The 12,136-nt window shown below is 71.3% G+C and carries 7 protein-coding genes and 1 pseudogene; 4 read left to right on the top strand and 4 right to left on the bottom strand.

Annotated elements, in window-relative coordinates; all coding sequences use genetic code 11:
* Positions 1-235: 235 nt before the first annotated feature.
* Positions 236-1,486 (top strand): hypothetical protein, encoded by a 1,251-nt coding sequence (locus D7V80_RS43540; RefSeq protein ID WP_120592554.1) that lies wholly within the window; start codon positions 236-238, stop codon positions 1,484-1,486.
* Positions 1,487-1,529: 43 nt separating this feature from the next.
* Here D7V80_RS43540 and D7V80_RS37005 read toward each other — a convergent pair whose 3' ends face one another.
* Entirely contained in the window at positions 1,530-2,624 is a 1,095-nt protein-coding gene (locus D7V80_RS37005; protein ID WP_233586003.1) for a hypothetical protein, read from the bottom strand.
* A gap of 230 nt (positions 2,625-2,854) precedes the next feature.
* On the opposite strand from D7V80_RS37005, the gene D7V80_RS37010 reads away from it, so the two are divergent.
* Both D7V80_RS37010 and fliB read left to right on the top strand, forming a co-directional pair.
* Complete coding sequence (locus D7V80_RS37010) at positions 2,855-6,574, top strand: TIGR02266 family protein (protein ID WP_120592556.1); 3,720 nt, start codon at positions 2,855-2,857, stop codon at positions 6,572-6,574.
* Between the two features lie 9 nt (positions 6,575-6,583).
* Positions 6,584-7,837, top strand: coding sequence for a flagellin lysine-N-methylase (gene fliB, locus D7V80_RS37015; RefSeq protein WP_120592557.1), 1,254 nt, complete (start codon positions 6,584-6,586; stop codon positions 7,835-7,837).
* 6 nt (positions 7,838-7,843) lie between these two features.
* Here fliB and D7V80_RS37020 read toward each other — a convergent pair.
* A pseudogene (locus tag D7V80_RS37020) lies at positions 7,844-8,407 on the bottom strand (DsbA family protein); the annotation flags it as partial.
* A gap of 183 nt (positions 8,408-8,590) precedes the next feature.
* Here D7V80_RS37020 and D7V80_RS37025 point away from each other — a divergent pair.
* A complete protein-coding gene (locus tag D7V80_RS37025) occupies positions 8,591-10,621 on the top strand; it encodes a S9 family peptidase (protein ID WP_120592559.1) in 2,031 nt (676 codons plus the stop codon).
* A 54-nt stretch (positions 10,622-10,675) separates the two neighbouring features.
* Here the strand turns inward: D7V80_RS37025 and D7V80_RS37030 are convergent, their stop codons facing one another.
* Positions 10,676-10,954 (bottom strand): hypothetical protein, encoded by a 279-nt coding sequence (locus D7V80_RS37030; protein WP_014399947.1) that lies wholly within the window; start codon positions 10,952-10,954, stop codon positions 10,676-10,678.
* 80 nt (positions 10,955-11,034) lie between these two features.
* Complete coding sequence (locus D7V80_RS37035) at positions 11,035-11,781, bottom strand: DUF4142 domain-containing protein (protein WP_120592560.1); 747 nt, start codon at positions 11,779-11,781, stop codon at positions 11,035-11,037.
* Positions 11,782-12,136: the final 355 nt, after the last annotated feature.

Raw genomic sequence — 12,136 nt, forward strand, 5'->3', positions numbered from 1 at the left:
CCCCTGGACGGGGGGGAATGCCGGACCGTGGACACACTGCTTACTTTCCCAAGGCACCTGCGATGGAGCAGGGCAGGCATGGGAGCACGGCATGCGTTCAGTACGGCGAGTCATCTGGGGCGGGTGGGCACTTCTGGGCGCGGGACTCCTCGGGCTGGGAAGCACTGCATGTGGTGGTGGTGCTCCGGCGGACGAAACTGGGGATGTGACTGGCGGTACGGAAGCCCAGGGACGCGTGCCCGCACCGGCCCCGGAGACGGCTGCTCCCTCGCCCGGGACCCAGGCACCCACGCAGGCGCCCTCCGCGCAGACACCCACGCCCGCGGCCCCGGCGGCGAGCCCCTGGTCGCTCACGCAGGGCGGCCCGCAGGACGACACGGGCGCCGGCCTGGCGGTGGGGAAGGGTGGAGATGTGCTGTGGGTGACGTCCGGCACGCCGCGCTCGGATAAGGACCGGGAGCAGGTGGACGGTGAGCGGCTGGTGCTGACGCTGTCCCGCTATTCGGCGGACGGGACGCGGCAGTGGGCGAAGGAGTTCGAGCGCAACCGCCTGTCGGACCTGCGCGTGGCGGGCTCCACGGGAAGCGACGGCGCGGTGTTCCTGTCCGGCAACGCGTTCCTGTACTCGGCGGACTTCGGGCTGGGCGAGGCGCAGGACGGCTTCCTGGTAAAGTTCACGCAGGCGGGCGAGCCCGAGTGGCAGCGCCGCGTGGGCCAGAAGGTCTACGCGGTGGCGGCGGACGCGGCGGGCGGAGTCGTGGCCCTGGGCGAGGAGTGGACGACGGAGGCCCACACGCCCCAGCTGGTGCGCTACGCGGCGGACGGCACGGCGAGCTGGACGAAGACGTTCGACGGCGCGAAGGAGGGCACGCTGCTGTCGGCGGTGGCGCTGTCGGGGACCGGCACGTCGGTGGTGGCCGGGCGGCTGGTGGGCCCGGTGACGGTGGACGGGCGCACGTTCGACGCGCAGGGCACGGGCGGCTTCGTGGTGCTGGCGTTCGGCGCGGACGGAGCGCTGGCGTGGGGCCGCGAGGTGCCGGGAGTGAACGGCCGCGTGGGCTCCGTGTCGGTGGGCGCGGACGGCACGGTGGCGGTGGCGGGCGAGGCGGTGGGCTTGCTGGTGTGGAACGGCGTGGCGCTGGATGAGGGCGGCCCGTTCGTGCTGACGGCGACGGCGGACGGGCAGGAGCGCTGGGTGAAGCAGCCCACGTGCGGCGCGACGTCGGTGGGCACGGTGGCGGCGGTGGAGCCCTCGGGCCCGGTGGCCGCGGCGTGCGGCAATACCGTCACGCGCTACGCGGCGGACGGCGCGCTGCTGGGCACGAAGTCGCTGGCGCCGGAGGCGTGCGAGAGCGGCACGTGCTCGCTGGCGACGACCACGCTGGTGGCGGCGCCGGAGTCCGGGCTGGTGGTGTCCGGCTGGCAGCGCGACGGCGCGGGCGACACCTGGAACCAGGATGCGTTCCTGCGGCTCGTGACGCCGTAGGTTCAGCGGCGGCGCTGACGCCCGGTGCCCATGAGCCCGGGCGTCACGCAGCCGCCGTGGTGTTCAGCTTCAGGTCCTGGTTCAGCCCTGCGTCCTTGCGCACGCGCCAGATGTACTGGTCCAGGAAGTAGTGGTGCAGCGCGAAGCCCCAGATGAAGCCTTCCATCAAGTCTCTCAGCGTGAGCCCGCTGCCACCCATCGCCACCTTCGCGTCGAATGCGGCGCAGCCCGGATGCACGCCCATGCCGCAGCCCAGCGTCCGGTACGCCAACGTGAACGCGAGTCCGCAGAGCGCGTAGATGATGAAGCGCTGGCTCACCTTCGGCGCCCAGCCGAACGTGGCCCGGTCCACTCCGTCCGCGTGGTAGCGGTTGCGGTGAAAGAACCAGACGATGCCGTGGTACTGCACGTTGTGGAACGCCGTCACCGCCACGGTGAACATCAGGAAGTCCATCCGCCGCGACACCGCCGGCCAGAACACCAGCGACGTCAGCCCCAGCGCCGCGCCCAGCATCAACAACTTGGGCCCATTCACGCCCAGCCCCCGGCGCCACCGCCACACCTGCCTCGCCGCCAGCAGCCCCACCACCGCGAGCACCACCGCGAAGCATGCGTGCGCCACCCCGACCTCCCACGTCGGCTCCGCCATCAGCCCCAACCGGCGCCGCGCTCCCGGATGCGTCAGCGCGAACGCCACGAACGGCGCGAGCAGCCCCACGTACAGGGTCACGCTGTCCAGCCGCCGGTCCCACGTGTCCCGCTCTCCGGCCTTGCGCTGGTAGAGCACCATGATGCCGTAGTGCTGCCGCACCACGTGCCAGTACGCCCACAGCGCCGCCAGCGTCACGAACACCGCGAACGGCCAGCGCTGTCCGGAAAGCACCGACGCCGCGAACACCGCCGGCCCCGCCGCGAACCACGCCAGGCTGCCCCAGAGCAGCCGGGCTCGCGCCCTCCGCTCCCGAGCGTCCAGGTACGTGCGCGACACCGTCGCGAACAGGTGCGGCCCGTCCAGCAGCAACACCCACGCCCACCACAGCGGCGGCCCGCTCACGCCCCCCAGCACGTGCAACGCCATCAGCGCCAGGCTCGCGCCCAGTCCCCCGACCGTGGAGAGCAGGTCGTGCCGTCGGTCCACCAACCATCGCGCATGCAGAGGAACCGGGGCGAAATGGGGAACCGCGTTCATCGGGGGACTCCCGTCCGGTGGACCCGGATCTCTTCCGGGGGGAAACGAAGTCCCAGGATAGCGGGGACATACACGTAAGTCAGATGCGCACCTGGAGGTCTCGAACGGGTACCGGCCGGACGGGCAGGGGGCCAGAACCCCCTTGAGGGAATGGCCCCCGGACGCGACAGTGCTGAACCATGGATCAAGGTCGGCGTACCTCGGACCGCAAGTCGGTCGGTCTGTTGGTGAAGCTCAAGCATGAGACTGTGGGGAGCTTCACCGAGGAGTTCGCCACCAACATCAGCCCCGGGGGCATGTTCATCCGCTCGCGCACGCCGCAGCCGGTGGGCACGCCCGTGCGCTTCGACGTGCAGATCGCCAACGGCGTGCGCGTGCTCCAGGGCACCGCGACGGTGCGCTGGGTGCGCGATGTGAACGACCCCGCGGGGCCTCCGGGCATGGGGTTGCAGTTCCTGGAACTGGATACCGCGAGCCGCGCGCTCGTGGACCTGATGCTCCAGCGCAAGCCGGGTGGCAGTGCCGTGCCGGCCGCCGCGCCGCTGCCGTCCATTGCTCCGGTCGTGGCGCCGGGCATCGCTCCGTTGGCCGCGCCAGGAATCGCGCCGTTGAGCACGCCGGGCATCGCGCCGTTGACCGCGCCGGTGCGTCCGCCCGTGGCCGCGCCGCCGGTTTCCACCGCCGCCGCGCCCCGGCCCGTCGCACCTCCCGCCGCGCCCGCGCGTTCCGCGCAACCGGCCGCGGGCGGCGTCGCGCTCGATTCACTGTTCGACGACCTGGATGCGTCGTCCGCTCCCGCGCCCGCGGCGGACGAGCCGTTCTCGCTGGGCGGCGCGGACGAGCCGTTCTCGTTGGGCGCACCGGACGAGGACCTGGGGCTCGCGCAGGCGGACTCCGCGAACGACGTGGACATCCCGCTGGACGAGCTCATCGCGGGAACGCCTCCGCCCACCGTGCAGGGCGTGCTGTCGGGAGGTGACGAGCCGCTGCCGGGGCTCGACTTCGAGTTCGAGGCTCCGGCCATGGATGAGCCCATCGCCATGGGCCAGCCGCTGGAGGAGGTGCCCATCGAAGTGGGGCTCTCCGTGGAGGACGACGCGGCTTCGGACGCGGGCGACGCGGGTGGGTTCGAGCTGGATTTCTCGGATGTCGCCCCCGCGCCGCCGCCTCGCGCCGCGCCGGTGCCTCCGCCGCCTGTGCAGCGCGCGGCCCCTCCGCCTCCGCCCGCCGCGATGCCGGTCGTGCCGCCGGTGGCTCCCGCCAAGCCGTCCGGCGGCAGCGCCGAGTTCGACTTCGACCTGTCATCGCTGGACGACGAGGCCCCGCTGGAGCTGGCGCGCGAACCCGCGTCCTCGCCGGGCCGTCAGCGGCCGTTGGGGCGTGAGCCCGCGTCCTCGCCGGGCCGCGCCGCCGCGCCGGGTCTGGGACGTGAACCCGGATCCGCGGCGGGTCGTGCCCCGGGGCTGGGGCGTGAGCCTGGATCCGCCGCCGGCCGTGCCGCCGTGCCGGGCCTGGGCCTGGAGCCCCGTTCTTCTGGAGGTCGTCCCGCGGCGCCGGGCCTGGGACTGGAGCCTCGCTCTTCGGGAGGTCGTCCCGCGGCGCCAGGCCTGGGACTGGAGCCTCGCTCTTCGGGAGGTCGTCCCTCCGCGCCGGGCCTGGGGCGTGAGCCCGGATCCGCCGCAGGACGTCCCTCCGTGCCGGGTCTGGGGCTGGAGCCTGGATCCGCGGCAGGCCGCGCCGCCGCGCCCGGCCTGGGCCGCGAGCCCGGTTCCGTGGCGGGACGTCCCTCGGCGCGCGCTCCGGGTGAGCTGCCGTTGGAGCCCGGCTCCTTCGCCAACCGTCCCTCGGCGCCCGGCCTGGGCCGCGAGCCCGGTTCCGCCGCGGGCCGCGCTCCCGACCTCTCCCAGGAGCCTGCGTCGTCGTGGGGCCGCGCCGTCCCCCAGCAGCCTCCCGCGCCGCAGCGCCCGTCCGGCGGCAGCGCCGAGTTCGACCTGGACCTGTCCATCGACGACGACGGGCCGCTGGAACTCGCGCGCGAGCCCGTGTCCTCCGCGGGCCGTCCCGCCGCGAGGCCCATGGCCCCGCCGCCGCCGAGCGTGCTTCCTCCGGCCGTGCGCCAGGCCCCGCCCGCGCCCGCCGCGCCGAGCGCCCCCGCGACGCTCGCGCCCGCCGCCGCGCCGGTGGCCTCCGCGCCGCCTCCCCTGGACGCCAACGGCCAGGTGCGCCCCATCTACCTCACGCCGCCGCAGACGCTGGCCGGCACGGGGCCGGTCATCGGCATCGACCTGGGCACCACCAACTCCTGCGTGGCGCTCCTGTCCAACGGCCGGCCCGTCGTGCTGCGCTCGCGCGAGGGCTACAACACCATCCCGTCCGTCATCTCGCTGAGCGCGCAGAACAAGCTGCTCGTCAGCCACCGCGCGAAGAACCAGCTCGTGCTGCGGCCCACGCACACCATCTACGGCGCGAAGCGCCTGGTGGGCCGTCCCTACGACAGCGCCGTGGTGAAGCAGGTGCGCGAGCGCTTCCACTACGAAATCACCCCCGACGCCGCCGGCCGCGCCGCCGTGCGCCTGGGCAACGACGTGCTGTCGCTGGAAGAGGTGCAGGGCCTCATCCTGCGCGAGTGCAAGGAGATGGCCGAAGCCCACCTCAACCAGAAGGTGGAGCGCGCCGTGGTGACGGTGCCGGCCTACTACTCCGAGCCCCAGCGTGAAGCGGTCCGCAAGTCGGGCGCGATGGCCGGCCTCAAGGTGGAGCGCATCCTCAACGAGCCCACGTCCGCGGCGCTCGCGTACGGCCTCAACCGCGAACTCAACAAGAAGGTGCTCGTCTACGACCTGGGCGGCGGCACCTTCGACGCGACCATCCTGCGCATCGAGAAGAACGTCTTCGAGGTGCTGGGCACCGGCGGCGACATCTTCCTGGGCGGTATCGACTTCGACAACCTCATCGTCGACTTCCTGCTGGAGCGCTTCCAGGAGAAGGAAGGCATCGCGTTCAACGGGGACGGCATCGCCCTATCGCGCGTGGGCGACGCCGCCGAGCGCGCGAAGATGGCGCTGTCCGAGCGCAGCACGTTCGAAGTCCACATCCCCATGTTGATGATGGACGACGCGGGCCGTCCCCGGGACCTGCGCGTGACGATGTCGCGCCAGGACCTGGAGAAGATCTGCGACCCGCTGCTCAACCGCACCATTGACGTGGTGCGCGACGTGCTGCTGGACTCCAAGCTGAAGGCCTCGGAGGTGGACGACATCATCCTGGTGGGCGGCATGAGCCGCATGCCGCTGGTGCGCGACAAGCTCAAGGGCCTGTTCGGCAAGAACGCGCAGGCGAGCGTCAACGCGGACGAGGCCGTGGCGCTGGGCGCGGCGCTGTACTCGGGCTCGGTGGACAAGGTGAGCAGCGTGGTGCTCATCGACGTGCTGCCCATGACCATTGGCGTGGCCATGCCCGGCGGCGGCTTCAAGCGCGTCATCGAGCGCAACAGCCCGCTGCCCACGCAGCGCTCGTTCGCCATCAGCACGTCCCAGGACAACGAAGAGCGGATGGAGCTGTCCGTCTTCCAGGGCGAGGACAACCACATCTCCGCCAACGAGTACCTGGGCACCGTGCGCATGGAAGGTCTGCCACGCGGCCCCAAGGGCTCCGTGCGCGTGGCGGTGACGCTCAAGCTGGACTCCGAATGCGTGCTGCACGTGGAGGCGCGTGAGTATTCGACGCGCAAGGAAGTGAAGGCGACGCTCGCCACGCGCTACTCGCCGGAGGAGCTCCAGAAGCAGCTCCAGGTGAGCAAGGAGGCGGTGAGCGCCGCCGAGGAGCGCCGGGGCGCGGACCTCAAGGATCGCGCGGGCCGCTTCTGGGGGTTCGTGAAGAAGGCACTGGGCCGCAAGTAGACTGGCGCGATGACGGCCTCCGCCCCCCGCTACATGGCGCGCTTCCGTTGCATCGCGGAGGCGTGCGAGGACACCTGCTGCGCGGGGCTGACGGTGCCCATCAGCGAGTCGCGCTGGAGCCTGCTGCGCCAGAAGGTCGCGGGCACACCGGACGAGGCGCGCGTCGCGGCGCTGATTTCGCCGAACCCGGACGGCGCCACGGGCCAGCAGGCGGGCATCCTGGGCAAGCGCGCGGACGGGCACTGCGCCTTCCTGGATGAAGCGAAGCTGTGCTCGCTCCAGCGCCGCTACGGTGAAGCGGTGCTGCCGGACGGCTGCTCCGTCTTCCCGCGAGTGCTCACGCGCTGGGGCGCGCAGGTGGAGATGGCCGGGTCGCTCGCGTGTCCGGAGACGGCGCGCCTGTGCCTGCTGGCGGAGGACGCGCTGGTGCGCGAGCCCGTGCCCGAGGAACACGCCCTGCGCCCCCAGGTCGCGCGGCAGGTGGCGGCGGGAGACGACGCGTGGACGGCCCACGCGGACACCGTGCGCGAAGCGATGCTGCGGCTCTTGAATCGCCGCGAAGTCCCGTTCGCCGCGAGGCTGTACGCGCTGGGCCGCATGGCGCTGGACCTGGGCGGCTTCTACTTCCCGGGGACGACGGCGTGCGCTTCAGCGGATGCAGAGCGGCTCGCGCGCGTCCTGCGCGAGTACGACTCGTCAGACACCCTCGCGTCCCTGGGCGCGCAGCTCGAAGCGCTGGAGCTGCCTGGAGGTCCGTGGGCCGGCATCTGCGGCGCCGTGCTCCGTTCACGCGAGGCCGCCGTGAGCAGCCCGCGCTTCCTGTCGCTCATGAACGCCGTGCGCGCGTCCTACGGCGGCGCGGACACGCATCCCGACCAGGCCTGGGAACTCCACGCCACGCGGCGCTCCGCCCTGGAGTCCCTGCACGGCGAGCGCGTGCACCAGTACTTCCTGCACCACGCGCTCAACCACGTCCTGCGCCACCCGTTCACCGAGGCCGAAAGCCTCCTGAACGCCGTGTTCCTGCTCGTGCTGCGCGCCTCCGTGGTGCGCTGGGTGCTGCTCGGGCATCCGGCCGTGGAGGCGCTGCTGGAGGCTCCCGGAACGCCCGCGGCCGCGCTGGATGCCGCCGCCGTGGAGGCGTTCCAACTCGTCGCCAAGCACGTGGAGCAGGCGCCCACGTTCCTGGACTTCGCCAGGGGGCTGGCCGGCGAAGGTCCGGAGACCTTCGCGCGGCTGCTCATCCTGGTGAAGGGCCTGTAGCTCCCGTCAGCCCTGCTGCTTCGGCTTCGCGCCCAGCTGCTGCATGGCCCGCTGGAATGACGGGTACTCGTGCGCGCCCTGGATGGCGAGCTTGTCGCCCAGGATGAAGGTGGGCACCGCGCGGATGCCCATCTCCTGAGCCTCGCGCACGGACTCCTCCACCACCTGCCGGTAGCGGCCTTCCTCCACCGCGCGCTGGAGTTCGTCCGGATCCAGCCCGGCCTCCACGCCCGCGGCCCGCAGCGTGTCCCACTGCCAGAGGTCCTGACCTTCACTCCAGTAGCGCCGCAGGATGGCGGCCTGGAAGGGCTCCAGCCTGCCTTGTGCGCGCGCGTACTCCGCCGCCTCGTGCGCTCGGCGCGTGGACGGGATGATGTCCCGCTGCACCATCGTCAGCCCGGCCTTCGCGGCGCGGAGCTTCAGCGGATTGTTGGGGTCCTTCATCCCCTGGCGCACGTACTCGGGCAACGGCAGCCCTTCCGGAGGCGTCTCCGGGCGCAGGAAGTAGGGGTGCCACTCCACCTGGACGTCGTATTCCTTCTTCAGCTTCTCGACCTCACCGAGGCCGACGTAACACCAGGGTCAAACGAAGTCGGACCAGATGTGGACAACGATGGGTGCGCTCATGGGCTGAATCTCTAGCACCGTGCGTCAGGGCCTTCCACCTGTTCCACCCGGGCCCGCATCCATCGGTGGACAGTCCGCCCTCCCGAGGGCACGGTCCGGGTTCCATCTCTCCGGAGGAACTCACCCGTGCCCCTGTCGCTCCTCGCGGCCCTGGCGCTCGGCGCCAACCCCGCGCCCGCGCCTCATCCGTTCAATCAACAGGATCTGGTCACGCTGCGCCGGCTCAGCAGCCCGCGCGTCTCTCCCGACGGCCGTCAGGTCGCCTACGTCCTGCGCTCCACCGACATGGAGGCGAACCGAGGCCGCACCGACCTGTGGCTCGTCAATCTGGACGGCTCCGCGCCGCGCCAGCTCACCTCCCACCCGGACAGCGACAGCGACCCCGTCTGGGCCCCGGACGGCAAGAGCCTCTTCTTCCTGTCGACGCGCGGAGGCTCGTCCCAGGTGTGGCGCCTGCCCCTGGACGGCGGCGAGCCGCTGCCCGTCACGAAGCTGCCGCTGGACGTGAACAGCTTCGCGCTGTCGCGTGACGGCCAGCAGCTGGCGGTGGCGCTGGACGCGCGCCCCGACTGCCCGGACCTGGCGTGCAACACCCAGCGCGCCGCGGAGGCCTCCAAGAAGAAGACCACCGGCCGCGCGTATGATCAGCTCTTCGCCCGCCACTGGGACACCTGGAAGGACGGCACGCGTTCGCACCTGTTCGTCGTCCCCGTGGCCGGCGGCACGGCCGTGGACGTGATGAAGGGCATGGACGCGGACGCGCCCAGCAAGCCCTTTGGCGGCGCGGAGGAGTTCACCTTCACCCCGGACGGCAAGGGCATCGTCTTCGCCGCGCGCGACGTGGGCCCCACCGAGTCGTGGTCCACCGACCTGGACCTGTTCCTCGCGCCCGTCGACGGCAAGACGAAGCCGCGCAAGCTCACGGAGAAGAACCGCGCCACGGACACCAGCCCGGTGTTCAGCCCGGACGGCAAGACGCTCGCGTACGTGGCCATGTCCCGCCCCGGCTTCGAGGCCGACCGCTACCGCGTCATCCTGCGCACGTGGCCGGGCGGCCAGGAGCGCGTGCTGACCCAGGACTGGGACCGCTCGGCCGGCTCGCTCGCCTGGAGCAAGGACGGCGCCACGCTCTACACCACCGCCAACGACGTGGGGCAGAACACCGTGTTCGCCCTGGACGTGGCCACCGGCAAGGCGCGCAGCCTCACCCAGGGCGGCAGCGCGGACGGCGCCCAGCCCGCCGCGGACGGTCAGGTCGTCTACGCGATGGATGACCTGGACTCGCCGGCGGACCTGTACGCGGTGAAGGCGGACGGCACCGGCGCCCGGCAGCTCACCCAGGTGAACAAGGACGCGCTCGCGGGCCTGAAGTTCGGCGCCTTCGAGCAGTTCAACTTCCCGGGCTGGAACAACGAGACGGTGCACGGCTACGTGGTGAAGCCGGTGGACTTCGACCCGAAGCGCCAGTACCCGCTGGCCTTCCTCATCCACGGCGGGCCGCAGGGCAGCTTCGGCAACCACTTCCATTACCGGTGGAACCCGCAGGTGTACGCGGGCCGCGGCTACGTGGCGGTGATGATCGACTTCCACGGCTCCACCGGCTACGGCCAGGCCTTCACGGACTCCATCTCCGGGGACTGGGGCGGCAAGCCGCTGGAGGACCTGCAGAAGGGCCTGAACGCCGCGCTCCAGAAGTACCCCTTCATCCACAAGACGAAGCGGTGCGCGCTGGGCGGCAGCTACGGCGGGTACATGATCAACTGGATCGCCGGCAACTGGGCGGACGGCTTCCAGTGCCTCGTGAACCACGACGGCATCTTCGACGAGCGCGCCGCCTACTACGACACCGAGGAGCTGTGGTTCCCCGAGTGGGAGCACAAGGGGCTGCCCTGGGAGAAGCCGGAGTCGTACGAGAAGTTCAACCCGGTGAACCAGGTGGCGAAGTGGAAGACGCCCATGCTCGTCATCCACGGCGGCAAGGACTACCGCGTGGTGGACACGCAGGGCATCGCCACCTTCACCGCGCTCCAGCGCCGCGGCATCCCGTCCCGCTTCCTGTACTTCCCGGACGAGAACCACTGGGTGCTCAAGCCGCAGAACAGCATCCAGTGGCACGACGAGGTGCTGGGCTGGCTGGACCGCTGGACGCGCAAGTAGCCCGGCGGGAAAAGTGAGCCCTGGGGCCTCGGGCCCCAGGGTTTCACGCAGGCTTCAGGGAATGCCGAAGCAGTCGTCGATGCAGCTGGCGATGACCTCCGCGCAGGTGCGGTCGGCGAGGCACTCCGAGCACTCCGCGGTGCGCTCGCGGCGGTCGTCCTGCTCGCTCTCCTTCTCGTCCTCCCAGGCGCCAATCTTGTCGGCGCACTTGCCGGTATCCAGGTCGGAGTCGAAGCACTCCTTGCGGTAGTCGCAGATGGCGTCCGCGTTGTTGGAGCAGCCGGTAAGGAGCAGCACGGAGACGCAGGAGGCCAGGGCAATCAGTCGGGACATGGCCCGGCACTATGCACGCGGAGGGCGCCTCCCGTGAATGCACTTCCAAAGGAGGCGCTCCGCACTTCACCGTCGCTGCATTACTTCGTCTTCGTCGCACCGCCGGGGGTGCCGCCCATGGAGCCGCTCGGGGGCGTGGTGCCCGGCGTGGTGGCGCCGTGGTTCATGGAGCCGTGGTCCATGGTGCTGCCCTGCATGCCGGCGCCGCCCACGCCCATGGCGTCGTCCAGCTTGCCCAGCGTCTGGTAGGCCATGTCGCGGTGCTTGGGCAGCTCCTGGGAGAGCTGGGTCAGCAGGGTGGTCATCTCCGCGGGAGCGGAGGTCATGCCCTGCTTCGCGGCCATCACCTTGCCGATGGCCTCGTCATGGGCGGCGACCTGGTTGGCCATGTAACACGAGTCGAACGGCATGCCCTTGAGGGTCTGGAGCTTCTCCATGTGCGCCTTGTCGGCGGCCATGGCCTTCTTCTCCATGTCGTTGGCGGGCTTGGGCATCTCCGCCAGCTTCAGGTTCTGCGTCTTCGCCAGGTCCATGACCTGCTTGTCCGCGGCCGTGTGCGAGTCGATCATCATCTTCGCGTAGCTCTTCACGTCCGGGTTCTCCGAGCTCTTCTGCGCGAGCTCGGCCTGCTTGATCTCCGACTGGTTGATGTAGTGCAGGCGCTCCAGGAAGGCCTTCGGGTCCGTGGGGGCCATGAAGCCCTTGAACTCGGCCATGCCCTTGGCGGCGGGCGCGGGCTTCGTCGCGGGCGCGGCCGTCTGGGCCAGCGAGACACCGCCGGTCAAGAGGACCGCGGCGAGGGTGACTCCGTGCAGGGTGCGCTTCATGGGGTGCTGCTCCTTTTCAGGGCCTCGGAAGTGAGGCGGGACAAGTCGGTGGACCGGACACACCCGGGTCCGCGCGGCGCACGTTGGAGCAGGGCGCGACGCTGGACCCAGCGGGTGGGAAGGAGGACGTGTGCCAATTCACGTTGCGCCCATGCCCCGGTGCGCCAGTGGACAGCACCACTGGCCCCGGGGCCGGGAGCGGACGTTCAGCACCGCACGACTGTCTGGGAACGCCATCCCGTCCTCCTCGTGCCCGGAAAGCTAGGCATCCCGGGAGGGAGGGAAGGGAACAGCGGCAGGGCCCCGGCTGGCCGCCCGCCGGGGAGGAGGGCTACTTCGCGGGGGCCGGCGCCGG

Source organism: Corallococcus sp. CA054B, assembly GCF_003611625.1.
Taxonomy (GTDB): domain Bacteria; phylum Myxococcota; class Myxococcia; order Myxococcales; family Myxococcaceae; genus Corallococcus; species Corallococcus coralloides.